Consider the following 25,161-nt stretch of genomic DNA (forward strand, 5'->3'; position numbering starts at 1 on the left):
GCGATCCTCGGCAGGTGAAGCGGTCAGGGAGAGATGGAAGTCAACGGGCGCGGATCGCGAAGTAGATTCCAAGGCCCGTGACAGCCCAAGCTCCCATGCCGACCAAGCAGACGAACTTGGCTGTGAGACGCGGTGGATGTTCGGGGGGCGAAGGTCGATTTTTCTTGAGTTTGAGTTCGCGCATTTCGCGAAAAGGAGCCATTCGGAGTCGCCCACCTGATAGAACTTTTAGTGCGACCCAACCGCTGCCATAGAAGAAGCGAGCGAGAAGACCCTCGAGGAGTGCTTGGAAGAGGATCTCTCCGAGAAATGAATCCAGAGGCATGGAAAAGACGAGAGGGCTAGGAGTCGGAATTCGGGCTCAAGGGGAATCAGAAGTCACCGTTCTGGAGTGCACTTGATGGCTTTCAAGGTCGTATTCGATGGGAAGCTCCATGATTGGGGCGTCAGTTGCGGGATCCTTGCCTGATAGGGTGAGGTGAAGGAGCTGAGTCGGAGTGCTCCATGAGATCGAGGCGATTCCAGTATGAAAGAGAGCCAGATGTTTGACTCGGGTGGCGGCATCCCACTCCTTCCAGAGTTGTGCGTCGAATCCGAGGACTTCTGAGACGCGTCCGTTGGACTCAATCTGATATAGCATCGCGATGGCGTCGCCCGATCCGACTTTTTGCATGCGGCAAAGCCATCGTCCGTCTGGGGAGAGAAAGTAAAGCCCAGGCCAAGGGAAGGCTTGCAGGGGAACGTCGGAGGATTCGGGGCGTTCGAACCGCAGCCATTCTTTGGGATGCTCTCCCCGGATTTGGAGGATCTGGAATCTTCCTTCGCAGGAAAGAGCGACGTTTGGGGGCGCTGCCCCCAGCGGAAGGCACCCAGTCCAGGCAAGGACGAGAAAGGTGGGTTTCATGGTGAGAAGCAAAAACCGGTATTCGGTGATCGGTGAATGAGTTCGCCAGGAGAAGGTATCCCCGTAAAGTTTGAATATTAAAGGTTTTGGGTGAAGATTAGGATCATGAAAAGATAAGAGGGTCTTGGGTTGGGTGATATTTTTGATTGTTGAAGAAAAGAGCTGTCACGAGAAGAGGCTTGCTTTGTTGGGGGGTGGGTTCATGGATGGGTATCGCTATCTAACTTTTGTCTATGCTTTCGATGATACGTGGTTGGTTTTTTTGGTTTCTTGTCAGCGGTTTGCTTTCCCATGCGCTCGCTTTGTCTTCGGGTGAAACGGCTTCCGGGAATATCGCGACTCTTGGCGAAGTGGATGAAGTGACGTTTTACGCTGAAGGTGGGCAACATATCCGGATCGGTGTGGCTTCCCTGGCGAGTAGTTCTTCAGTCAGTATCACCAGTGAGTTGCTGGCTCCTGGGGGAGAGGTGGTGGGATCGGTTGCTACGACAACCGGAGGGCTGATTTTCTATCAGGCGGTGAACTCGGGGACTTACCGGATTCGGTTGAACGAGACAGGAAACAATAACGTCGGAGGGTGGCAGGTTCAGCTGTTTCTCGGTAGTGGGACTTCGGTGACGAGTGGGGATAGTGGGGTCATCACCCATGGTCAGGATCTCACGGGAACAATGGATATCGGGGACATCGATTCCTGGACTTTTCAGGGGACTCGGGGGCGTCCAGTGAGGATGGGTTTCGGAGAAATCACCCCCAATTCTTATTTCGAACCGCGATTGCAAGTTTTTGCTCCCAATGGGGAGCTCATCGCGACGGATGTGGATTCGGAAGGGGCTGCGGTGGCCTTTACTCCTTCCGAAACAGGAGTTTATCGGGCGATTCTGACTGAGCAGACGGGCAACCAAGCAAACAGTTATCGAATCTCACTGGTAAATCTGGATCCGGTCGTTGCGGCTTCGGTGGACAATGGAATCTTGACGAACGGAGCGGAGCTCGGAGGGACCATCCAATTTGGCGATTTTGATGTGTGGACCTTTCAAGCGGTGGCGGGACAAGCGGTTCGCTTCGGTATGGGTGAAGTGAGCCCAGATAGTTATTTCACTCCGCTGGTGGAGATTTTTGACCCCAGCGGTGCAAGGGTGGCGGTCGATGAAGATGGGGTCGGGGCATCCGTGGCGTTCTCTGCCAACCGCTCGGGAACTTACACGGCGGTTGTCAGTGAAAGTGGTCATGATCGTGAGAATTCCTATCGGGTCTTCCTCGCGCTGGGCGGGCATGTGTCCTCTGCGGATGCAGCGACCTTCTCGATTGGCAATGGTGAGGACGTGAACGGGATCACTCAATATGGGGATTTTGATTTGGCGACCTTTGAGGCGCATGCCGGGGAGGTCATTCGCTTCGGATTTGGAGAGATTTCTCCCGATTCCTACTTTGATCCCTTCCTAGAGATTTTCGATCCGATCGGCAATCGAGTCGCTTGGGATTTGGACTCAGAGGGGGCTTCGGTGGCCTTCACGGCGACTTCGAGTGGGGTGTTTACGGCGATTTTTAGCGAATCGGGCACGGACCGTGAGAATTCCTATCGGGTATCGCTAGCGATCTCCGCGGGAGCCTTTGTGGGTGAATTGGGTGATGGATGGATTGCCAATGGAGCGGATGTTCGGGGATCGATCGATTTTGGCGACTTTGACCTTTGGAGATTTGAAGCATCCCTCGGCCAATCGGTGCGGTTGGGATTCGGGGAGATTTCGCCGGACTCCTATTTCGCTCCGGTCCTGGAAGTGTATGCCCCTTCGGGGACTTTGGTGGCCTCGGATGTCTCCGATGTGGGAGCGGCCGTTGGATTCATGGCGAGTGAGACCGGGGAGTATCGAGTGATCGTCTACGAATCGGACACCGATCGGCAGAACTCCTACCAACTGTCATTGGCGGTGGCGGGGAGGGATTTCACCGCGATGGCGGATAGCGGGCCATTGGCGAATGGTTCGACGGCCTCGGGAATGCTCAATTATGGAGATTTCGATTTATGGTCTTTTGAAGCGGAGGCAGGGAAAACGGTGAAGTTTGGATTCGGCGAGATTTCGGCCGACAGTTATTTCGAGCCCAAGCTTGAGATTTTTGATCCGGCTGGTGCCCGCGTGGCGTACGCGTCCGGGGATCCTGGTACGGAGGTGACGTTTGTGGCCAGTGTCTCCGGGGACTATACGGCGATCGTGAGTGAGGTGGAGGGGACCCGAGAAAACTCCTATGAGGTGTCACTCGCGGTGATTGGAACGGCGTTTGAGACGGCGGGAAGATCTCTGGAAGCAGGGGTTTCGATGAATGGCGGGATTGGGCCGGGAAACCTTGAGCTGTATGCGTTTCGTGCTGCGATCGGAGATTCGATTTCCCTGAATCTAGCGGAGACGTCGTCGAATAGTTACTTTTATCCTCACCTTGAAGTGTATTCGGCAGACGGGCAGTTGGTGTTCAGTGGCGTAGGCTCGACGGGCGTTTCGGGGAGTTTTGTCGCGATTGTGGGTGGAAACTACTTTGTCGTGGTTGGTGAAGATGGGGCGAACGAAGGTGGATCTTATTCGATCACCGTTGACGGGTTCACTGGAGGTGACGTCGTCTTTGATGAGGCTGCGGCACCGGATCTCTCGCTGGAACGTGCATCGGGTGAAAGCCTCCGTCTCAGCTGGGAGAATGTCCCGGATTGGTCGCTGAGCCGGTCACCGGATTTGCGGACCTGGAGCCCTGGGCCGGTGCCCGTTTTGGTTGGAGACCAAAATGAGTTGTTGATTGAGCCAGAAGGCACGGAGTTTTTCCGCCTCGAAAAGTAAGGGGACTGCGCGGATTCAGCGAGGGCACTCGACGGAGTCCCGCAGTCGGAGGGAACCATAGTAGAAAAACTCGGGGGTGGTGTGGATTTCGCCAGACCATCCCAGGTTCTCCAGTCTCGCCATCAATGCCTCTGGGTCAAAGAAGCGCTTCACGATGTGAAATGTTTCTCCGTGGTTGAGCCGGCGTTCGACGATGCCTGAATCATCCAATGGCTGATGGTCGAGAGCCGTTGATCTTTGGGTCTTAAGGCTATCGACGAAAAAGACTCTGCCCTGAGGTTTGAGGGCACGGCGCACGATTTCCCAGAAGGGTTGGAAATGAGTCTCCGGGACGTGGGAGAGCCAAAAGCCGAAGAAGATGGAATCAAAACGTTCGGGAGGGTCCCACTGGAAGATGTCGGCCTTCTGAAATTGAACGGTGGAAGAACCCTGCTTCTGGCGATTGAGGCATAGGGTTTCGTTGGAGGAATCGATGGCCGTGAGGCGTTCCGCCAGTGCCGCCAAATGGTGGGTCCAAAGGCCGGTGCCTGCGGCGATTTCCAAGACAGTCCCGAGGGGTGCTTGGGAAGATAGGTGGCATCGGATGACGTCGAGTTCTTCGCCCCATTGTCTCCGGTGGGCATCTCCTCGATCATATCGGCCGGTGCGGAGGAACCATTCGTCATACTCACCTGCTCTGGCCCGATAGTAGGCGATTTGTTCGTCGATCAGCGAGGACGGGTGCATGAGGGGCATGGGTCGCGGAGCCGACGGAGGATTCATGATGAGAGGCGGGAGGACGAGGGAATTGCGTTCCCCATTTTCTCATCGGGTCGAGGGGGGAAAGTGCCTAGGGTGGGGCATGGGATGCGAGATTGAGCGGAAATTTTTGGTAGTCGGGGATGACTGGCGAGAAGGCCAGGGGGTGCTGTTCCGGCAGGGGTATTTGAATGGTCACCCTGATCGAACCGTGCGGGTGCGATTGGAGGGAGATCGGGGCGTGCTCACGATCAAGGGACGCAGCGAGGGCATTTCCCGACTGGAGTTCGAATACCCCATTCCGTGTGAAGATGCGGCGGAGTTGTTGGAGAAATTGTGCGAGCGGCCGTTGATCGAAAAGCGGAGGTATCGGGTGCCGAGCGCGGGGAGCGTGTGGGAAGTTGACGAGTTTTTCGGCGAAAATGAGGGATTGGTGGTCGCTGAAATCGAGTTGGAGAGTGCGGAGCAGGGGATCGAGCTTCCAACCTGGGTGGGACGCGAGGTCAGTGACGACCCAAGGTATTTCAATTCGAACTTGGTGAAGTACCCCTTTCAGCAGTGGCCGGAGGTGCGGGGAATTCATGAAGAAGTCTCCTGATGGAGCTCGACTTGGCCCAAAATTGGCTTCGCAGAAAAAAGCGAAGCCGCCGGGGTCCCACGCCCGGCGGCCTCAGGTCGTCAAAAGTCCCACACCCATGGGAATTTCGACATTGCTGTTACCCTTACATTGAATCCGCTTTCACGGTGTTCAGGGGGATAGACCTTTCGCCCATGCGAACGTTCAAAGTTTTTGAAAAGTTTTTTGAGTTGGGGGGAATCAGGGTTCTTCGGGCGCGAGGTAGAGGGAGTCCAGGACCTGCTGTCGGGAAGATTCGGGGAGTTGATGGCGGTCCATAGCCTGTGTGAATTGTTGGAGGACGCGGTCGGCGGCTTCACCGCCTCGCGAGACCATGAGGCGGCAGGATGGCGCCATGTGAAGGAGCAGCTCCGTTTGGGCTGCGGGGGTGGGAAAGCAATGTAGAACGCTATCGAATGTGGAGGAGGGAGACCAAGGAGACAGGACTTGGGAGGCATAGGTGAGGCGATCCTGCGAGGTGGGGAGGGCTTGAAGGATGGACTGGGCTTCGGGGCCGGAGACCGCTGCCGTGCCGCGGAGGGAGACGAGGGCTTGGCGTCGTTGATCGTCGGAAAAATGATCAAGCCAGGTGGCCATGTGGTGCGCGGCCTGGGCGTCGCCTTCGCTGGCGGCGATTCCCGAGAGCATGGGGTGGAGAAACCGAGCGGCGAGGCGCGGATCTTCGAGGCTGAGAACCCATTGACGGGCGGCGTCGGGATCGCGAGAGGCCCAAACGGTGACAGCGGAGATCAGTTGAGAGGGGTCCTGGGTGAGACGGGTGAGCTTTGAGAAATCAAAGGGATCTGGAAAGGAACAGACACTTCCGAGGTCGCCGCGAACCATTGATGGAAAATCGCTGTTGTAGAATGCGGCGAGATCTTCGGCACTGCGATGGGCGGCCCCTTTTTCGGCGGCGGCGACGAAGTGAATGGTGCTGCTTTCCAGATGGTTTTCCGGGTCCTCGGAGAGGCGTTTGAGCCAAACGAGAGCGAGCTGATGGGAGGCTTCGGAGGCCGGGTAGAAGAGGGAGCTGAGAAGGGCGGGCCGGAGGCGGGGATCGGTCTCGATGGCCCAAGGAAAGGCGTCGAAGCCCTGGCGGCGAAAGATTTCCTGGGCGATGAGAGGGATCCGGTTTCGGAAAGCATCGAGGGAGTCTCCGGATTGATTTTCGGGGAGTTGAAAAAGGGCCTGCAGTTCGTCGAGAGAGAGGTGTTCGAGGTGGCGAGCAAGCGACTCATGGTGAGGCGTGCCTTGTCGAATGAGGCTTCGCAGGTGGGAGAGGGAGTGAGTCGAAGAGGTCGGTGAGGTGGGGCCACTCGGCCGCGATGATCGAGGGGGCGAAGGATGGGCGCCTTGGCCAACCTGATGGGGTGATGGGGATGAAGCGGGGGCGATGAACCAGCCTAAGGCCAAGCCACAAAGCCCTGAGCCTACGGAAAGGAGGGCGCGTTTCATGGGGAAAAGGGGGCAAGAAGGTTGGAGATTTCGGAGGGTGAGGCGCCCCAGTCGACGAGCCGGTCGTGGAGGTTCTGGAGTTGTTCGGGAGACGATTTCATCATGGCGGAACGGTTCGGGATTTCTTCCATGATGCGGAGTCGCTGGGCGGGATCACGAATGGCATCCAGGTGCTGGAGGGCGGTCGTCAGGTCGTGGCGGAAGAGAGCGTGGGCGGCGAGAGCGTGGGCATCGTCGGCCAGGGGGGAATCGTTGAGGTGATTGGCGAAGGCGGAAGCGGCTTCGGGAAAGGATCGAAGGCGCGAACTGGCCTGATCAAAGAAGGCGGTTTGTTGATCTTCTGGAAGGGATTGAATGGAGGGACCTAAGTCGCTCCAGAGGCGGTTGCGTTTTTCAGGGTCGATGGTGAATGGGAGCCCGCGGGTGGCATCGGCGAGCCCTTGGACTCCGTTTTTTTCCAACAGGAAGGCGACCGCCGGGCCGATGTCGGCGTTGAGCCATTCGGCAAGGATGGACAACTGCATGGAGTCCGACGCCAGGCGGTTGAAGGATTCGGATTGGACGAGGGTGGGGTAGTCGAATCCCGGGGGGAAGTCTGTCCGAAGCATGAAGTCGGTGGGTAGTTCTTCACTCTGCAGGTGCTCCAGCAGATGGATGAGAGAGGAGGCCCCGCGTTCGGCAGAGGCGATGATGTTCTTTTCGATGATGGCCCACGGGGAGGTGGTTTCGAAGAATGACCGGTGGCTGAGGAGGAATTCGAGCCCTGCGGCCGACTCTTCAGGGGGCCAGCCCATGCTCATGATGATGGCGAGGCGGCGTTGCACGGCGGGGATCGTTTGGGCATCGAACCAGGCACAGGCGCCATCAAGGTCGCGGCGGAGCCATTCTTTCAGCAGGGCGCTGGCGGCGAGTCCGGTCTCGTCCCCGCCGAGGACGAGTTGGGGATCGGCCGCGGCGGCGTCGAGGGCGGCGCGGATTTCATCGAGATCCCAGTCAGCAAGAAACGGCGCGTAGGGGGATTCGGCATTCAATCTGAAGAGGGACAGGGTGTCGGAATCGGCCTGAAGCAACATCTGACGAAGCTCCTCGAGGTTTGGAGGGGTTTCGGAAATCGCTCGAGGAGAGGCAGCGGGAGGGGATGGAGAGGAGAGGGGGGGCTGGGTCATGCGACTCGCCATCCCGCCTAGGAGGAGCCCGATTCCGAAGAGCAGGATGGGGATTTTCATCGTAGGGAATTGGGAGGAAGGGAGATGTTGAAGTCAATGCAGCGATTTGATCGTGAATGTCATGGCGGCCGTTGTCCCGATCCACGGTTGCAAGTTATTCGTTCCTCTGCTTTGTCCGGGGCCGCATGTCCGAACGGAAGACCCTCGAAGAACGTGAGCAGATGTCCGATCTGGAGCGCCTCCGGCACTCCTGCGCCCACGTGATGGCCACCGCCATCCTCCGCATTTGGCCGGATGCCCAATTCGCATACGGCCCGCCGGTGGAGAATGGTTTTTATTACGACTTCGAGATGAAGCACCGGATCACACCGGAAGACTTCGAGCAGATCGAGGCGGAGATGCGCAAGATCGCGAAGGAGAACCAGCGGTTTGAGAAGAAGATCATTTCCCGCGATGAAGCGAAGTTGATGGCCGAGAGCGGACGCCTCGGTGGACTTTCGGAACGACCGGGCAACGCCAGCCGTTTCAAGCTCGACCTGATCGACAAGATTCCTGAAGGCGAGGAGATCTCCTGTTTCCAAAACGGCGAGTTCATCGACTTGTGTGCGGGCCCGCATGTCGGCTCGACGGCGAAGACGAAGCACGTGAAGCTGATGTCGATTTCATCGTCGTTCTACATGGGGGACGAAACGAAAGGGCAGCTCCAACGACTTTACGGCACGGCGTTTCCGACGAAGGATGAGCTGGACCAGCATTTGATGCGGCTGGAGGAGGCGAAAAAGCGCGACCACCGGAAGTTGGGCCGCGAGCTGCAGCTGTTCCATATCGATGAAGCGGTGGGTCAGGGGCTGATTCTCTGGAAACCGAAGGGCGGTCTGGTGCGCCGGGCGCTGCAGGACTTCATCACGGCAGAACTCGACAAGCAGGGCTATTCACAGGTCTTCACGCCGCATATTGGAAAGCTCGATCTTTATCGAACCTCGGGGCACTTCCCCTACTATCAGGAGAGCCAATATGCGCCGATTCCTGAGAGGAACATCCTTGAGAAGCTGCGCGATGAGAATGCGACCTGCGACCAGTTGATCAACGGCCTCGAGAACGGGGAATATGAAGGGTACATGCTCAAGCCGATGAACTGCCCGCATCACATCAAGATCTACGCCAGCGAGCACCGCTCGTATCGGGATCTTCCGGTGCGATTGGCGGAATTCGGCACGGTTTACCGTTGGGAGCAGAGTGGGGAGCTGGGTGGCATGACGCGAGTGCGTGGCTTCACGCAGGATGACGCGCATTTGTTCTGCACGCCGGAGCAGGTGGCGACGGAGATTCAGGGCTGCCTAGGTCTGGTGAAAAAGGTGCTCAACACCTTGGGCATGGCGAACTATCGCGTGCGACTTTCGCTGCGTGACCCGGATAGCGACAAGTATGTGGGCTCCCCGGAGAATTGGGACAAGGCCGAGGCGGCGCTGCGGGAGGCCGTGCAAGTTCTCGATGTTGATTACACCGAAGCAGAGGGAGAAGCGGCGTTCTACGGGCCAAAGATCGACTTCATTGTGAAAGATGTGATCGGTCGCGATTGGCAGCTTGGGACGGTGCAGGTCGATTACAACCTGCCGGAGCGGTTTGGCTTGGAGTATGTCGGTGCGGACAACAAGACGCACCGACCGGTGATGATTCACCGTGCGCCGTTTGGTTCGTTGGAGCGATTCACTGGTCTGTTGATTGAGCACTTCGAGGGCAAGTTCCCGACGTGGTTGTCGCCGGAGCAGGTGCGCGTATTGCCGATTTCGGATAAGTTCCTGGACGCGGCGGAGGAAGCGACGGCGAAATTGGCGGAAGCGGGGGTGCGGGTGTCGCTCGACCGGAGTTCTGACAAGGTGGGGGCTAAGATTCGTCTTGCTCGCTTGGAGCGGGTGCCTTATATGCTCGTCCTAGGCGCCCGCGAGGTGGAAGAGGGCACGGTCAGTGTCCGCCACCGGGATCGGGACGATCTCGGCTCCATGCCGCTCGATGATTTCATTGGAACGATATGCCAAGAAATTGCCAGCCGGTCGCTTTGATGACCCGGCTCCAGCACCGTGACTCCGTATGATGGTTGTTCACGCTGATCGTTCCGGAACGACCTTCGCGGTCTGGGTTTCATGCCTGTCATGAAGCTCAGCGCGTCGCATTGAACCTACACCGACCAAGACCATAGCTAAGCCAAAGAAACGCTTCAAACGGGAGCCGCGTGACATGACGCGGGTCAATGAACGCATTCGCGCCCCTCGCGTCCGCGTCGTCCTGCCGGACGGCCAGCAGCTCGGAATTATGAGCGCCCAAGAGGCCCTCGCGAAGGCGAAGTTGGTCGGGCTCGATTTGGTGGAGATCGCCTCCAAGGCTGATCCGCCGGTGTGCCGGATCATCGACTACGGGAAGTACAAATATGAGCAGGCCAAGCTCAAAAAGACTCAGAAGAAGTCGCAGAGTGCTTCCAAGATGAAGGAAGTGAAGTTCCGGGTTCGCACGGAGCAGCACGACTACAACATCAAGCTGAACCGTCTCGAGACGTTCCTGGACGAAGGTCACAAGGTGCGGGTCGTGCTGCAGTTCCGGGGTCGGGAGAATGCCCACCGTGAGCTGGGATTCGACAAGATGAAGCGCATCATCGAGGACTTGAAGACCATGGCTCATGTCGATCAGGAGCCGCGTCTGCAGGGCCGGATGGTGGGGATGACGCTGTCGCCACTGCCGCAGTCTCAGCGCAAACGGCGCTTCCAGCTCTTCCACGGGGAATTGATCGAAGAAGACGACTTCGACGAGGACGAGGAAGACGAGGATGTGATCGTTTCCTCGGACGACGAAGAAGAAGAGGAAGAGAGCGACGAGACGGCGAAAGCTTGATGTCGCGAGCCGCGCTCTGGTTGTTCGACATTGACGGCACCCTGGTGGATACCGGAGGTGCCGGCTTGGTCGCCCTTGGAGATGCGGCGGAAGAGGTGTTTGGAGATCGGGGCCCGGCGCTGGATTTGCGCGGGGCCACGGACTCAGGTCTGCTGCGGGATTATTTCGTGCACTTTGGACGGGAGGCGAACGATGAAGATCGTGAGCGCTTCTACGCTTTTTACCTGAGGCGTCTGGAGCAGCACTTGCAGAGTGGGGATTTCCCCTCTCGGGTTCTGCCCGGAGTGGTGGAGCTATTGGAGCGGGTGGCGGAGCGGGAGGAAGTGGCGGTGGGGTTGCTCACCGGCAACATTGAAGAGGGGGCGTGGTTGAAGGTCCGTCATTTTGGGTTGGAGCGATTTTTCGAGTTCGGGGCTTTTGGCTGCGAGCATGCTGACCGCAATTTGCTCGGCCCGGTGGCTTTGGCGAAGGCGGCCGCCCACGCTGGGCGAAGCTTTGGGGCAGAAGAGATCGTGGTGGTGGGTGACACTCCGAAGGACATTGCTTGTGCCGCGGCGATCGGAGCCCGTTGTTTGGCGGTGGCGACCGGTCATGTGCCGGCCGCGGATTTGCGAGGGGCATGGCGGGTGGTTGAGGATCTGAGCGATCCGAAGGGATGGGCGGATCTCTTGGAGGGGGTAGTCGAAGGGGGTTGAGGCTTCGCGGTCCGATTTGCTGCTTGGCTCGGGCGGGGTGGCATTGACCTGAAGTGCGACGAGGGTTAGAAGGCGGCAGGAATGTCGGAGCAAAAGGACGAATGGTGGGTCTCCCGCGGTGGTCATACGTTTGGTCCAGTGACTTTCGCGCAGGTCGTGGAGTCCGCCAAAGAGGGCCGATTGGAACCTCGGACCGACATGCTCTTTGGCGGAGGTCTTTCGGATTGGGTTCCAGCGGGGGAAGTGGAAGGAGTCTTTGAGCGGCGGGCTGCGGGCGATTCGGCATGGGAGGCTCCGCCGGTGATGGGTGATGAGAAATTTTCCGAGAGTGGAGAGTTCGATTTCAAGAAGACCGGTGCGGAGAAGCTCGATTTGCCGGGTGCGACTCGATTGACGTGGTTTCTCGGCATGACTTTGTTTCCTGGCCTGCTTGTGGCGGGGATTTCGGTGCTGATCCCGATGGTGGCACCGCGCTTGGGTCAGGGGCATGAGCCGTATGCCGCCTTGTTGTTTCTGGTTGTCCCGCTGGTGATGCTGTGGGTGACGCTCATGAGGTTTCAGAATCTAGCGATGCACCGATGGTGTGTGCTGTTGCTGTGGGTGCCGATATTGAATCTATGGCTTCAATACCGTCTGTTTGCCTGTCCCTCGGGATATGGACACACCAAGAGGATGGATGGGATCGGGACCGTATTGGCGGTGATTTTTTGGTTGGGGACGGCGTTGTCGATGGCGTCGGCTGGTTTCATTTTCGCTCAGGGTGGCATGGCGGCGTTGAAAGCCTCAGAGGAAAATGGTCAGTTGCGGGTGTTGCTCAATCAATGGGATGAGCTCAAAGGGGCGGTGGAGAAGGACGGTGGCGCGGAGGCGCCAGCTCCGGAAAATTGACATGAGCGTGCGGATTGAAACGGTGGATGTGGTGTTGCCTTTGGCGGCCTCGGAAGATGGCGATGCTTGGAAGAAGGCTGCTGCGAGGAAATTGGGGGTGAAGTCGGTGGCGGAGGTGCGATTGCTGAAGCATTCGATCGATGCCCGGCAGCGAGAGGTTAAGGTGCAGCTGCGCCTGGTGGTGGGAGTGGATGGAGCGTTGCCGGAAGAAGGGGTTCCGGTCTGGGAGTGCCCTCCGTTGGCGGCCTCGGCGAGACAGGTGGTGATTGTCGGCTGTGGACCTGCGGGGTTGTTTGCGGCGTTGAATTGTCTGGAGCGGGGTTGGAAGCCGATCGTGCTGGAGCGGGGGAAGGATGCCTCGGCACGCCGTTTTGATTTGGCCCCGATTCTCAGGGAGGGAAGGGTGATCGAAGACTCGAATTATTGCTTCGGTGAAGGGGGGGCGGGCACGTTTTCGGACGGAAAGCTCTACACCCGGGCGACCAAGCGAGGTCCGGTGCGCAAGGTGTATGAGATTTTGGTCGCTCACGGGGCTCCGGAACGGATCCTGATCGATGCGCACCCACACATTGGCTCGAATTTGCTGCCAAAGGTGGTGATGGCCATGCGCGAGTCGATTCGCGCTGCGGGAGGCGAGGTGCGCTTTGGAGCGAAAGTCACCGGACTGTTGCGCCAGGGTGACAAGGTGGCGGGAGTGCGGTTGGCAGGGGGCGGCGAAGTCACCGGTGAAGCGGTGATTTTGGCGACGGGTCACAGTGCGCGGGACATTTACCGGATGCTGGCGGAGGAGGGATTGCTGTTGGAGCAGAAGCCCTTCGCGGTCGGCGTGCGGATCGAGCATCCACAGCCCTTCATCGACCGCTGTCAGTATCATTTGGGGAAGGACGATGAGAGGCCGCGCGAGTTGCCTGCGGCGCGGTATGCCTTGGCAACCAAGATCCGCGGCCGGGGAGTGCACTCGTTTTGCATGTGCCCTGGCGGATTCATTGTGCCGGCTTCGACAGAGAATGACGAGGTGGTGGTGAATGGAATGAGTCTCGCGCGGCGAGATTCTCCTTTTGCGAATTCGGGTTTGGTGGTGACGGTTGAACCGGAAGACACGGAGAAGTTTCAAGCAGAGCACGGTGTCCTGGCGGGATTGGCCTACCAGAAAGCGTTGGAGCAGGCGGCCAAGCTGGCCGGAGGGGGAGGCCAGGTGGCGCCGGGGCAGCGGGTTCCGGACTTTTTGAAAGGTCGGATTTCGGATGATTTGCCGGAGATGAGTTATTTTCCGGGGGCACGTTGTGCGCCCTTGCATGAGATTCTTCCCGGGGCGGTGGCGTCTCGGATGCGTGAAGGGCTGCAATTGTTTGACCGCAAGATTCGCGGCTATGCGGGAGGGGGGGGCTTGTTGCTCGGGTTTGAAACGCGCACGAGTTCACCAGTGCGGATTCCTCGAGAGGACTCAAGTTTGCAGCATCCGGAGTTGCAGGGGTTGTTTCCCTGCGGCGAAGGCGCGGGCTATGCCGGTGGGATTGTGAGCGCGGCTTTGGATGGGATGCGGGTGGCCGAGGCGGTGACCGGATGATGCTCTTTGGCGCTCGGAGCCCATCTTGGCGAGAATCCTCAGCGAGGGGTTGAACCGATCCGGAGGATTGCTTCGAAAGCGGGCTTGGGTTGGAGCGAGCGGTCGAAGAGTAGCGGGTAGTTGGTTCGGCCCCGGATGGGGAAGTCATTGAGCCAGCTCCGGCCGTCGTGGAGGCCCCAGAAAGTCACCCGGGAGATGGCGTGGTGGTGGCGGAGAAAGACTTGGAACAGGCTGGTGTAGCGGTCGGCGAGTTGTTGGGAAACGGTCGCGGGAAGGGTGTCTGCGAAAGGATTGAGGGCAGGATCTGAAGCTTCGGTGCGAGCGATGTCGGCGATACCGGAGGCACCGCGCGACGGGAGGACATCGATGTCGAGTTCGGTGATCATGACCTTGAGGCCGAGTTGATGGAAGGCGATGATGGACTTTTCGACTTCGGCAGGATCTGGCCAGGAAAGGGAGTAGTGCCCCTGCATCCCGACGGCGGAGATGGGCACGTCTTGATCGATGAGTCTTTGCAGGAGGCGCACGGCGCGGGCGCGCTTTTCGGGCTGAGCAAGGCCGTAATCGTTGTAGTAGAGTTGGGCAGTAGGATCCGCAGCGTGGGCGAAGTGAAATGCCTGCTGGATGAAATCATCGCCGATTATGCGGCGCCACGGGCTGTCGCGGAGATCCTCTCCGGGGCTGTCGGAGAGGGCTTCATTGACAACGTCCCAACCGTGGACTTTCCCCCGGAAATGGCCGACGACGGTGTCGATGTGATCTTTCATCCTGGCGAGCAGAAGTTCGCGATCAGCTGGTTGGCCTTCCGCGCCTTGAAACACCCATTCGGGAGTTTGGCTGTGCCAAACGAGGGTGTGGCCGATCAGCTTCATGTGGTGTTGCTCGGCAAAATGGACGTAGGCATCGCCTCGGGTGAAATCGTAGCGTTCCGGGTGGGGGTGGAGGCTCGCCCACTTCATGTCGTTTTCGGGCGTGAGAGCGGAGAATTGAGAGCCTGCCACGGTGGCGGCATCGACTTCGCGTCCATCGACTGTCGACGAGGGCAGGGCCACACCGACAAGGAAATCCTTTTCAAAGGATTCGCGCAGAGTGGGTTCGGCGCGACCGAGCAGGGGGAGAAGGAGAAAGCCGAGTAGGCGTTTCATGGAGGGTGGAAGGTTGGGGTGGAGGGGCTATTCGCGCCCGGGCCAAATCGACCAAGAAGTGTCGGGGGCGAGGTCGGGCAAGGCCACGCCGCGGGGCGGGGCCGAGCTGGGTGCCATTTTGAAAAGTGGAAGCTTGCGGGCGCCACTTTCGTCGGGGGCGTAGTCTTCGCCGTCTTTCTCGATCAGGAGGTAGCAACTGAAGTTTCCCCCGGGACGTTCGCCCGTGAGGATCGTGAGGTCGAGTTCCTCGCCGGCGGTGACATCGAACCAAGTGCCTTCGTAGCTTGGCCACGTTCCGCCGAGGTGCTCTTGATGGTAGAAGGTGCGCTCACTGGCATCGGGCAGGGGCGATTGCAGGCCGCCATCGAGCAGGACTTGGGAGCGGGCCATGACGATCAGTTCATCATCGGCAAATCCGACGAAGCGGTAGCGACCACTGACGGGTGGGGTGACGGTTCCCCGGTAGATGATGACCCATCGGCGACCCCGGACTTTCTCTTCCACCCGAAATGCTTTGGGCGCCTCATCGGCGAGGATCTGATGGATTGAAAGTTGGGTGATGCGGAGGTGGGACGGGGCTCGGAAGTAACGTTCAAAGGAAGACTTGGGAAGCTTTTGGGAGATGGCTTCACGGAGAGTATCGGAGTAGGTTTGATTGACCTGATGCTCCATGTAATCACGGCGAAAAAGGTCGTCCTCTTCGAAATCCTGCAGTGCCATTTCGGACGGTTGGCCATCGCGAGTGACCTTCAGATCATAGTAGGTGCCGATGAGGCCGGGGCCGACCAGGTGGCCGAACATTCCGCCACTGCCGAGGCCTTCTCCTCCGGTGGATTCGATGCCGCCGTGGGCCCAGTCGTTGCCAAGGCAGTCGAAGGCTCCAAAATCGGGGGTGGGTCCACCGAAATCCCGTTCCGGCACCGGGATGGCCAGCGCGCTCATGGCGTGAGCAGCGATCACCGGGGATGAGACCGCAGAAGGGGCAGAAGGCGAGCTGTGAAGTGGATGGATTTTCGGCTTTTCCTCGAATTTCTGGATTTCCCGGACGGGGGGTACGTAGGTGATCAGCACGGGGGTTTCCTTGATCAGAGGGGGGACGAGAATCAGAGCGAGTGAGATTCCCAGCAGCAGCAAGGAAAGCAGTGCGACGATGAGTGAGGCGATCTTGGATTTCCTGAGGTCGCTCTGGAGGTGGGCCTCAGCCTCCGGAGTCGATTGGACATGCAAGCTCATGAAGCGGCTGGGTTACGGGACAGGCCGTTGGATCTGGCACCAGCATGTCCCAGGAAACGGACTGGAGAAAGAAAACTTGGGAGTTCTTTCCGGCACATGACGGAGATGGGAAGGTCATCTTTTTCCTTGAGGATGCTCCGGTCGCGCTTCTGGTGAGCACGATGAAAGTGCTGACAATCATGGGGCTGGGTAGCATCGGCTTGGCCGCGGCCGCGGAAGAAGGCTGGAGCGAAAAAATGGAAGCCTTGGAAGCTCGGCATGGAGGACGCCTGGGGGTAGCCGCTCTGCAGGTGAAAGGGGGAAAGGAAGTGGCCTATCGAGGCGACGAAGCCTTTGCGATGTGCAGCACGTTCAAGTTGTTGCTGGCGGCGACCATTGCGTCTGAGGTGGAGAAAGGGACGCTGCGTTGGGATCAAGAGATCGCCTATGGAAAATCGGATTTGCTGGATTGGGCGCCAGTGACCGGCAAGGAAGAGGCGCTCGAAGCAGGGCGCCTTTCGGTCGCCGCATTGGCGGAGGCGGCCGTGACGTGGAGCGACAATCCCGCGGCTAACTTGTTGTTGGCGTCCTGCGGCGGGCCGGAGGGATTGACGGCGTGGTTGCGCGGCACCGGCGATGAGGTGACTCGGCTGGATCGGAATGAACCGACCCTCAACGAGAATCTCCAAGGAGATCCGCGAGATACTTCGAGCCCACAGGCGATGGCGTCGACATGGGAAACGGTGCTCTTCGGAGATGTTTTGAATGAAGGATCTCGTGAGAAACTGCTCAGCTGGCTGGTGGACAATCACACAGGCGACCAACGGATCCGCGCGGGGCTGGATCCGACTTGGAAAGTCGGAGACAAAACTGGAACAGGAGGCCACGGGGCGGCAAACGATGTGGCGGTGGTTTGGCCCGAGCCCGGTGAGCCGGTGATTGTGGTGGTGTTCACGGATCGCATGGAAGCTTCCCCGGCGGAGCGGGATGCGGTGATCGCCGACGCGGGGAGGGCGGCATTGGATGCGGTGATCCGGGAGTAAGGATCGCTGGGGTCTCACGGCTCGTGAGATTCGCGCGCCCACTGCTGAAGCATCAGGATGGCCTTGCCGAGAACGCCCGCGGACCCACGAAATTCTCCGGAACCTTGGGGATGATCCTGCATGTCGAACCACTCGAAGAAGCCATCATGCCGCTGGACTCGGTGGACCATGGGGAGAAGTTCGGTGTAGGCTTCTGCGCCCATTCCACGGGAGATCAAGGCCTGGACCATGCGACCGCCGAACCAGTCCCAGTCGCCTCCATTTTGGTAAACTCCCGGGAGCACATGATCGTTGGCAAACAGTCCGGCTGGGTAGTGGGGATGGTTGGTGATGCCGATGGTGCGTGCTCCGGCGGCGGCGCGATTGAGGCGCATGAATTCCAGTGAAGATCGTACTTCGTCGTCGGTAAGGATTCCGGCTTGGATCGCCACGGCGGTGCCGCCCTGATACCAGATGGCCTCCTCGTCAAAGTCTGCAGGAAATGGGCTGTCGCCGAGATAGAGGTGGTTGCGAAATTTTTGACGGCTGGCGTCCCATAGGTGCTGGCGGGCGTGTTGGCGGATCTCCTCGCGAAGGGCGAGCCAGCCGGCGGCTTCGGATTCATGGAGGAGAGGAGCCAGTGCCTCAAGGGCCAGCATGAAAAGGGCGTTGTCGTAGATGTCGATCGCGCGATGGGAGCTGCCACGTAGCACGGCACCGGGATCGTCTTCGGGGGCGATGTCCCCCCAGTCGATGGTGGTTGCACCCCAGATGAGATGGTGCTCTGGGGACCAACGGTCGCGGTGGAGGAAGTCCATGGCACGCGTGACCCGTTGTTTGACGGTTTGCCCCTCGACGATTTCCTCAAGAATCCCGCGATCTCCCGTGGCGTCGATGTAGGACTTTAGGGCCAACACCAACGAGCTTTCCTGATCGGTTTCGACGCTGTTTTTGAAGGCCTGAAAATCGTGGATTTCAGGGTGGGTGATGACCTCCCGCCAGCCAGCATCCACGGTGTGGAGACCGGTAGCTTCCGCGGGATATTCGGGGGGCGAGTTGAGATGATAAACACCATCGGGAATATTGCCATCACTTCGCTGAAAGCGGAGGAGCCGGAGCAATCCATCGTGGACGCGGGCGGGGTCGTTGACTTGGCAGGACAAATCCATGAACGACGCCCAGTCACGGATCCAGACTTCGCCATAGCCGGATCCGGCATTGAATCCCCGCCCCAGCAGGTCTTTGGCTTTCTGAAGAACGTCGTCGAGATCGCGGTCGGCTTGAATCCGTTCAGCGGCGACCTTTTCCAAGGGGCCCGCGGTCAAGGGGGTGGCTAAGAGGGAGAGAGCGAGCAGGGCGCGAAGCATCAGCTCGATACGCGGCGGAGCCGGCTCTCTTTCTCAAGGAAGGAAAGCCGGGGGTGGTCGAGGGCGTATGCGAGAGGATGAACCGATGGCATCTGCTGGCGCTTGTGGCCTTGGGAAGCGTGGGGATGGAAGTGTCCGCTGCAGAGGAGACGCGCACTCCCTTTGGCGTGGGTTCCTGCCATGTGAATGGCCGCTCGGTGGAGGACTACCAACGGTGGGTTCCTCAGATGGTGGAGTTGGGGCTAAAGGATCAGCGCAGTCTGATGAGTGGGTGGGGGGAACTGGAGCGCACACCCGGGGAGTGGCATTGGGAAAATATGGATGCTCAGTGGAGTTACCTCCATGAGCGAGGGATCGAAACGGGGACCCTTCTCCTGGGGAATCCGGCATGGAATCAAAAGGATCCCCCGGGGCATTTGCCGGTGAATTTCATCGATGGATGGTCGGAGTATGTCCGGCAGGTGGTGCGTCATTTTCGCGGGAGAATCCGTCGATACGAAGTCTGGAATGAGCCTCCCAATTTCACTGGGCCTCAACAAACGGCTGCCGACTACGCGCGACTGGTCGTCGCGGCCTATGATGCTGCCAAAGCAGTTGACCCCGATGCGCAAATCGGTCTGACGACGAAATCAGCGCACTTGGTCTATCTACGGCAAGCGATCGAGGCGGGTGCGGCGGATCATTTCGATTGGATTTCCCTGCATCCCTATGAGGTTCTCGACGGGATCGTGGCTGACATCGGGATGGAGCCGATCTATGCCAATCTGGTCCCTTCCGTGCGCCGAATGTTGGCCGAGGTGAATCCAGGGAGAAAAGACGTCCCCGTGGTATTTACCGAGCTGGGGGTGGATGCGGGTCGCCATGGCGAAGCCAAGCAGGCGGATGCTTTGGTCAAAGCTTACGTCATCGGGATGGCTCAAGGTTTGGAGAACCTGCAGTGGTTCGAGGGGCGCGATGGCGATAGTGGGCCGATGGGCTTGCTTGATGGGCAAGGACGGCCGCGGGCCGCCTACCATGCATACGGGCGACTGATTCAAGCGTTGGGGCTCCATCCTCAGCCACGGGGCTGGGCGGTGCTGGGGGCATCGACCTATGGGTGGCTCTTTGAGTGCGACGGGAAAGATGTGGTGGTCGCCTGGTGCCCACGGGGTGGTCGAGAGGAATTGAGTTTTTCCGGTGAAGTGGAGTTCGTTCACGCTCGCGATGGGAGAGAAGGGCGGGCGTCTTCGTTGGTGGTCGGAACGTCGCCTGTGTTTTTGTCTCAAGTCCCCTCGAAGGACCTCGGTCGAGTGACCGCCGTGACGGAAGCATTGCCTCCATGGCCGGGGGACCCGGGGACGTACCACGATGCTCAGGAGGTGAAGATCGATTACGCACTCGACCCGCCGGAGCGAGGTCTGCATTCCCGAGGTGGCGCGGAGGTGGCCGAGGCCATCGTCAACTACGGTGGCTCAGCACGGGCAGGGGATGCACCAGGGGGCAATCTGTTGATGGTCGATCCCTCGTTCCTGGGCGACGAATCCGTTCCACTCAAAATCACGGCGGAGGTTCGGCGCAAGGATCCGGCTGTGAACGCGGGCTTCAAGCTCGTCTATGAAGGGCCGGATGGTTTCAAAACCGCCGGGAGTTGGCGAACCATCCCTGAGGAGGATCGCTGGCATGTCATCGAGTGGTCCATTCAGGATCCCCGTTTTGTGAGTTTCTGGGGTTACCATTTTCGACTGGAATCCGACGGGGCGGAATATGGTCAGTATCTGCTGAGGCGTTTGACCGTGAGCAAAGAGGCATCGCCCTGAGGCTAGCCTGAAGGGGCTGAAGTGGCATGAAGCCCTCAAGAGAGGAGAAAAGGCTCGGTAGTCGGATGTTGACTGAACGGCTCATTCATTTTAGCAAGATGCCATGCCACGACTTCGAGCGGATTTATCAGCGCAGCGGCTTGCCGAGTTGGCCGAGGCGGGATTGCAGGTGTTTTGTCGGCAGGGCTTTGAGCGATCGCAGGTGGCGGATGTGGCCCGGGAGATGGGGGTGGCGGTCGGCACGGTGTATTTGTATGTGGAAGGGAAAGAGGCCTTGTTTGATTTGGTGGTGCGGCATGCCTCGGAGCCGGATGCGGCCTGGATGGCGGATTTGGAAGTGCCGGTGAAAACACCGGAGCCGGGTTCGACCTTGGGTTATTTGAAGGCGTGCTTTGATGCGGTGAGCTGGCCGGTTTTGGAGGCGGCGATGGATGCAGAAAGCGTCGAAGACCCTGTGGCCGAACTGGAAGGGGTGCTGCGCGAGCAATACGGGCTGATCCATCGCCATCGTCGGGGATTGCTGCTGCTGATGCGATCGGCCCTCGATTTCCCTGGATTGGCGCAAATTTTCGTTTTGGGCCTGCGCAACAAGCTTCTCGATTCCCTGTGTCTCTATCTTGAGCGTCGAATCGTGGGAGGAGTCATGGCGCCGGTGCCCAACCTCCGAGCGCGGAGTGCGGTGGCGATTCAGGCGATCACTTGGGCGAACCTCCAGCGGCCTCAAGATCCCGGACTGTCCGACCTCACGGATGAAGAGATCGAAACCGCCACCCTTGGCCTCGTTGTCCGGGGTCTCATTCCATCCCAAGCATGAAAATCTCCGATCCACCTCCATCGGTCGAAAGCCCAAGGCATTGGCTGATGGGCTCGGCATTCTATATTCAGCGCGACCCCTTGAAATGGATCCCGCAGTGGATGGCGGAATATGGAGATCTGTTTTCAATTCATTCTCCGTTCGGTGGGGTGACCGTGGTGGGTAGCCCGACCTTGGCGAGGCAGGTATTGGTCGAACGCTATCCCAAATATCTTGAGAAGGGTCGGTCGTACGCGCTGCTCCGGATTTTGATGGGAAATGGCTTGGTGACGAGCAGTGGCGAGTTTTGGCGGGGACAGCGCAAGATGACCCAGCCCGCTTTTCACCGACGTCGTCTCGATGCCATTTTCCGCATGATGGTTGCCTGCACTGATCATGCGGTGGACCGATTGGCAGCGGGAGAGGATGGCCGAGACCTTGCCCCGGTGTTTTCGCGGCTGACTCTGGAGATCATCTCCCGGGCGATGTTCAGCACCGATGGCGATGAGGGTGCCGATCGGGTAGGGGAGCACATTGCGACACTCAATGAGGGAGCTTTGCGGATGCTGCGCCAACCCTGGCGATTCCTTCTGCCGCGGAAGATCCCCACACCTTTCACGGCTCAGGAAGTGGCGGCACGCCGCGATTTGGATGCGATCGTGCATCGCATCATCGCGCGGAGACGAGAGAAGCCGGACGAGCATGATGATTTGCTGGCAATGTTCCTTTCTGCCTGTGATGAGGAAACCGGGCGGGGCATGTCCGATGCCCAATTGCGGGACGAAGTGATGACGATGTACGTCGCGGGTCATGAAACGACCGCAAACGCGATGTGCTGGCTCCTGCATTTGGTGGCTAGGCATCCGGAAATCCAAGCACGCCTTCATGAAGAAGTGGATGCCGCGGGTGATGCCCTGGAGCAGGGCCAATTGAATGCCTACCCGCTGGTGAGAGCGGTGATTGATGAATCGCTCCGGTTTTATCCGACGATTTGGTCCATTGGGCGTCGTTGCGTGGAGGCGGACGAACTGGGAGGGTATCGGATTCCGACGGGGATGCCCATGCTGGTGCCGATCTTCCAATTTCACCGCGATCCCCGATGGTGGGATCGCCCCGAGCTCTTTCGGCCGGACCGCTTTCTGGAGGGCAAGCCCTGTCCTGATGGGGTTTACATGCCCTTCGGGGCGGGGCCACGCATCTGCATCGGCAATCAATTTGCCCTTCAGGAGCTGGTCATCATGACGGTGGGATTCCTGAGGCGTTTGAAGGTGGCTCCCTTGGAGGAGTTTCCGGTAGAGCCTGCACCTTTGATCACCCTGCGGCCCAAGCATGGGATGCGCTTGCGTTGGTCCGCGCGGACGTAGCGATGACTGGACTTCTTTGAGGAGAAACGTTTCTTTGGGAGGCATCCATGCCTGAGTGCGCCATGAAACGACTGCTTTTCCCCCTCCTCATCGCCTGTTCGACGCCCTTTTCTCTGGTGGCCGAAGAAACCGCGGAGACGCGGGGAAATCCGATCGTTACGGATCTTTTCACCGCTGATCCCTGCCCGATGGTTCACGGTGACACGCTCTACATTTACACTGGGCACGATGAGCAGACTGAGGAGGGTAAAGGATTCGTGATGAACGACTGGTACTGCTTTTCCACTCAGGACATGGTGACCTATGAGAAGCATGGTCCCCTGCTGTCTTGGAAAGACTTTTCCTGGTCAAAAGGGGACGCCTTCGCGAGCCATGTGATTGAGCACGAAGGGAAGTTTTTCTGGTTTGTTTCCATCCGTCACAAGGACGTCAAGGTTCACGAAGGATTTGCGATTGGCGTGGCGGTGTCCGATCGTCCGACGGGTCCCTTTAAAGACGCCATCGGCAAGGCGCTGATCACGGATGAAACGCCGAACTCGGTGGTTTTGAACATCGACCCAGCGGTTTACATTGATGACGACGGGCAGGCTTATCTTTTCTGGGGGTCGTGGAATGCGGGGCGCTGGGTCAAACTGAAGGACAGCCTGCTTGAACTCGATGGTGAGGTGCAGACGCTTGAAGCGGACCATTTTTTTGAAGCCCCCTTCGTCCATAAGAAAGGCGAGACGTATTATTTGACCTACGCCTCTCACTATCCATCGACGACAGAATACTCTACAAGCAAGAGCATTACGGGGCCATGGACCTATGGAGGGGTCATCCATGACTTGCTCCCGAAGTCGGAAACCAATCACCAAGGGATTGTGGAATTCAAAGGGCAGACCTATTTTGTCTATCACAATGCGCAGCTCCCGGGAGGAACTGTATTTCGCCGCTCCTTGTGCGTGGACAAGTTGGAATATCAAGAGGACGGCTCGATCAAGAAGGTGGTGCGGACCACTACCAGTGTTCCTAAAGTAGAGTAGTGGATGGGGTATCTCTTTAGTTCGTCATCCATGAAAGATAGAACTAAGGAGTTTCGTTGAGGGGGGTTCCGGTCAACCTACCGGTCCATCACCCATGAAACCCGTCCTTGCCTTTCTCGTGCTATCGCTGCCCGCTTCGGCAGTTCTTTCGGTGGATTTTGAATCCGTCGACGATCTCAGCAACTCATTCACGGTGGCCGGGGGAACGACCGGGATTTCGGTGATCGGAACTGGGGTGGGCTTCGATGGGTCTGATGGTGTGAACAATCTGACGGCCACTCGGGCGCATGCTTTCGTGGTTCCTCAGAGCTTTTCTGGGGACCTGAGTTCCTGGAGCACCAGCATCCTGTGGAATCCTGGGAATTCCACCGCCTCTCAATTTACCATCGGGGTGGCGGATTCACCTGATGTGTTCATGACAGGGACGGTTCCTAGCGCGATTCAGAATGCTGGGGACAGTACCTTCCTGTTTGGTTCTATTTACTCTATTTTCGCCTCGGGAGGCATCAATGTGACGACCACCGAGCCTGGTGTGAATCCGGTGATTAGGGATCAGACCTTGACCACTCTGGGGCTGAATACCTGGTATCATGTCTCTTTGGATGTGACCTTCAACGGAGGGATCAGCTACACCGCGACGGCCTCGATTTCGGCGGTGGATGGAACGGGTGCCCCGACCTCGACCTTGGTCTCTGCGAGTTCGACTTTCGACAATGCGACCCTTTCAGCCGACGGGGAAGTTTACACCTTTTTTGGGGTGACGGATATTGCGGGAACCATGGATGAATTCGTCACCACTGCGGTGGTGCCCGAACCTCATTCGCTGCTGCTGTGCAGTCTATCGACGGGCCTTTTGTTCCTGCGGCGTCGGCGGAGTTGTTGATCGCCATTCACTGGACGCCGAGAAGGTGGTCGACCGTTTTCGCCCCATTTCGACAAGGGGATTTGTGTTGGTTGAAGGGAAGAATCGGCTTTCAAATGATCCGCAGGATGAAGACCCGTGAGAAATGCGGCTGAGACATGAACTGCATCGACCGTCCAAGTTCACCCCAAGTTGTCAGTCGTCCGGAGAGAAAAACGGGACGATTGCAGCAATGGGACGATTCCCGGGGCTATGGGTGGGTCGAAATGGGCAAGCATCGGATCTTCGTCCACATCAAGGAATTTGAGCCGCGACGGCGCAGGCCGATGGACGGGGACGAAATCGAGTTTGCAGTGGGACTGGATCTCCAGGGGAGAACGTGTGCTCGGCAGGTCCACCTCGTCCGCTCGGGAGGGAAGGTCTCCATCGGGCGGTGGAGTTCTTTGTTACTTCTTTTAGTTCTACCCGTTTCAGCAGGATGCCAAATTCCTGGAGCTCCCTTTTGGATCGTCCCGAGTGGGATGGCGGTCAGTTCAGTGGTCGCATGGGCGATGTATCGAGCAGACAAGCATCGAGCCGAATCTCATCGTTGGCGTATTCCTGAATCGAGGCTCCACTTCTGGGAGTTTTGGGGAGGTTGGCCAGGTGGTTTTTTGGCCCAAGCCTGGTTCCGGCACAAGACTCGCAAATCCACCTTTCAAGTCTTGTTCTGGTTGATCGTCGCGATCCATCAGCTGATCGCTTTTGCGTGGATCATGAGGGACCACTGGGAAGTGTGGCGTCAGGGCGTGGGTCGGCTGTTCAGCGAATGACGCCTTTGAGGTTCATCATCATGCCGCTC

Annotated in this window: 22 protein-coding genes; 14 read left to right on the forward strand and 8 right to left on the reverse strand. The window is 58.6% G+C overall.

Annotated elements, in window-relative coordinates; translation table 11 throughout:
* Window positions 1-40: 40 nt before the first annotated feature.
* A complete protein-coding gene (locus HNR46_RS08625) occupies window positions 41-325 on the reverse strand; it encodes a hypothetical protein (protein ID WP_184017804.1) in 285 nt (94 codons plus the stop codon).
* A 36-nt stretch (window positions 326-361) separates the two neighbouring features.
* Window positions 362-904 (reverse strand): hypothetical protein, encoded by a 543-nt coding sequence (locus HNR46_RS08630; protein ID WP_184017806.1) that lies wholly within the window; start codon window positions 902-904, stop codon window positions 362-364.
* A 233-nt stretch (window positions 905-1,137) separates the two neighbouring features.
* Here HNR46_RS08630 and HNR46_RS08635 point away from each other — a divergent pair, with 233 nt between their 5' ends.
* On the forward strand, window positions 1,138-3,726 hold the full coding sequence (locus HNR46_RS08635) for a hypothetical protein (protein WP_184017808.1): 2,589 nt from the start codon (window positions 1,138-1,140) through the stop codon (window positions 3,724-3,726).
* Between the two features lie 15 nt (window positions 3,727-3,741).
* Here the strand turns inward: HNR46_RS08635 and HNR46_RS08640 are convergent, their stop codons facing one another.
* Window positions 3,742-4,488: a class I SAM-dependent methyltransferase gene (locus HNR46_RS08640; protein ID WP_221285082.1), complete on the reverse strand. Its 747-nt coding sequence runs from the start codon at window positions 4,486-4,488 to the stop codon at window positions 3,742-3,744.
* 79 nt (window positions 4,489-4,567) lie between these two features.
* On the opposite strand from HNR46_RS08640, the gene HNR46_RS08645 reads away from it, so the two are divergent.
* Window positions 4,568-5,062, forward strand: coding sequence for a CYTH domain-containing protein (locus tag HNR46_RS08645; RefSeq protein WP_184017810.1), 495 nt, complete (start codon window positions 4,568-4,570; stop codon window positions 5,060-5,062).
* A gap of 219 nt (window positions 5,063-5,281) precedes the next feature.
* Here HNR46_RS08645 and HNR46_RS08650 read toward each other — a convergent pair whose 3' ends face one another.
* Window positions 5,282-6,535, reverse strand: coding sequence for a hypothetical protein (locus HNR46_RS08650; RefSeq protein WP_184017812.1), 1,254 nt, complete (start codon window positions 6,533-6,535; stop codon window positions 5,282-5,284).
* Window positions 6,532-7,761 (reverse strand): hypothetical protein, encoded by a 1,230-nt coding sequence (locus tag HNR46_RS08655; RefSeq protein ID WP_184017814.1) that lies wholly within the window; start codon window positions 7,759-7,761, stop codon window positions 6,532-6,534. Before HNR46_RS08655 ends, HNR46_RS08650 begins: the two co-directional genes overlap by 4 nt.
* Window positions 7,762-7,886: 125 nt before the next feature.
* On the opposite strand from HNR46_RS08655, the gene thrS reads away from it, so the two are divergent.
* From thrS to HNR46_RS08680, 5 genes are all read left to right on the forward strand, one after another.
* On the forward strand, window positions 7,887-9,761 hold the full coding sequence (thrS, locus tag HNR46_RS08660; protein ID WP_184017816.1) for a threonine--tRNA ligase: 1,875 nt from the start codon (window positions 7,887-7,889) through the stop codon (window positions 9,759-9,761).
* Between the two features lie 175 nt (window positions 9,762-9,936).
* The gene (gene infC, locus HNR46_RS08665; protein ID WP_184017817.1) at window positions 9,937-10,584 is read left to right on the forward strand and encodes a translation initiation factor IF-3; all 648 of its coding nucleotides are present in this window, start codon (window positions 9,937-9,939) and stop codon (window positions 10,582-10,584) included.
* A complete protein-coding gene (locus tag HNR46_RS08670; RefSeq protein WP_184017819.1) occupies window positions 10,584-11,279 on the forward strand; it encodes an HAD hydrolase-like protein in 696 nt (231 codons plus the stop codon). The genes infC and HNR46_RS08670 overlap by 1 nt, the downstream gene beginning before the upstream one ends.
* 81 nt (window positions 11,280-11,360) lie before the next feature.
* Window positions 11,361-12,167, forward strand: a complete 807-nt coding sequence (locus HNR46_RS08675) for a DUF4339 domain-containing protein (protein WP_184017821.1) — start codon at window positions 11,361-11,363, stop codon at window positions 12,165-12,167.
* 1 nt (window position 12,168) lies between these two features.
* On the forward strand, window positions 12,169-13,734 hold the full coding sequence (locus HNR46_RS08680) for an NAD(P)/FAD-dependent oxidoreductase (RefSeq protein ID WP_184017823.1): 1,566 nt from the start codon (window positions 12,169-12,171) through the stop codon (window positions 13,732-13,734).
* 38 nt (window positions 13,735-13,772) lie between these two features.
* On the opposite strand, the gene HNR46_RS08685 is transcribed toward HNR46_RS08680, so the two are convergent.
* Window positions 13,773-14,879 (reverse strand): endo-1,4-beta-xylanase, encoded by a 1,107-nt coding sequence (locus HNR46_RS08685; protein ID WP_184017825.1) that lies wholly within the window; start codon window positions 14,877-14,879, stop codon window positions 13,773-13,775.
* A 27-nt stretch (window positions 14,880-14,906) separates the two neighbouring features.
* Window positions 14,907-16,112, reverse strand: coding sequence for a PA14 domain-containing protein (locus HNR46_RS08690; RefSeq protein ID WP_184017827.1), 1,206 nt, complete (start codon window positions 16,110-16,112; stop codon window positions 14,907-14,909).
* 44 nt (window positions 16,113-16,156) lie between these two features.
* Here HNR46_RS08690 and bla point away from each other — a divergent pair, with 44 nt between their 5' ends.
* Window positions 16,157-17,134, forward strand: a complete 978-nt coding sequence (gene bla / locus HNR46_RS08695) for a class A beta-lactamase (protein ID WP_184017829.1) — start codon at window positions 16,157-16,159, stop codon at window positions 17,132-17,134.
* A 14-nt stretch (window positions 17,135-17,148) separates the two neighbouring features.
* Here the strand turns inward: bla and HNR46_RS08700 are convergent, their stop codons facing one another.
* Window positions 17,149-18,480 (reverse strand): glucosidase family protein, encoded by a 1,332-nt coding sequence (locus tag HNR46_RS08700; RefSeq protein WP_184017830.1) that lies wholly within the window; start codon window positions 18,478-18,480, stop codon window positions 17,149-17,151.
* A 77-nt stretch (window positions 18,481-18,557) separates the two neighbouring features.
* Here HNR46_RS08700 and HNR46_RS08705 point away from each other — a divergent pair, with 77 nt between their 5' ends.
* The 6 genes from HNR46_RS08705 (at window position 18,558) to HNR46_RS08730 (ending at window position 25,132) form a co-directional block, all read left to right on the forward strand.
* Window positions 18,558-20,276, forward strand: a complete 1,719-nt coding sequence (locus HNR46_RS08705; protein ID WP_184017833.1) for a GH39 family glycosyl hydrolase — start codon at window positions 18,558-18,560, stop codon at window positions 20,274-20,276.
* Window positions 20,277-20,379: 103 nt separating this feature from the next.
* Window positions 20,380-21,090, forward strand: coding sequence for a TetR/AcrR family transcriptional regulator (locus HNR46_RS08710; RefSeq protein ID WP_184017835.1), 711 nt, complete (start codon window positions 20,380-20,382; stop codon window positions 21,088-21,090).
* Window positions 21,087-22,433, forward strand: a complete 1,347-nt coding sequence (locus tag HNR46_RS08715; protein ID WP_184017836.1) for a cytochrome P450 — start codon at window positions 21,087-21,089, stop codon at window positions 22,431-22,433. Before HNR46_RS08710 ends, HNR46_RS08715 begins: the two co-directional genes overlap by 4 nt.
* Before the next feature lie 62 nt (window positions 22,434-22,495).
* Window positions 22,496-23,458 carry a glycoside hydrolase family 43 protein gene (locus HNR46_RS08720; RefSeq protein WP_184017838.1) on the forward strand — a complete coding sequence of 321 codons (963 nt, stop codon included), beginning with the start codon at window positions 22,496-22,498 and terminating at the stop codon, window positions 23,456-23,458.
* Window positions 23,459-23,552: 94 nt separating this feature from the next.
* Window positions 23,553-24,341, forward strand: a complete 789-nt coding sequence (locus HNR46_RS08725; protein ID WP_184017840.1) for a PEP-CTERM sorting domain-containing protein — start codon at window positions 23,553-23,555, stop codon at window positions 24,339-24,341.
* Between the two features lie 137 nt (window positions 24,342-24,478).
* A complete protein-coding gene (locus HNR46_RS08730) occupies window positions 24,479-25,132 on the forward strand; it encodes a DUF1294 domain-containing protein (RefSeq protein WP_184017842.1) in 654 nt (217 codons plus the stop codon).
* The last annotated feature ends 29 nt before the right edge of the window (window positions 25,133-25,161 follow it).

This window comes from Haloferula luteola (assembly GCF_014201715.1).
GTDB classification, from domain to species: Bacteria; Verrucomicrobiota; Verrucomicrobiia; order Verrucomicrobiales; family Akkermansiaceae; genus Haloferula; species Haloferula luteola.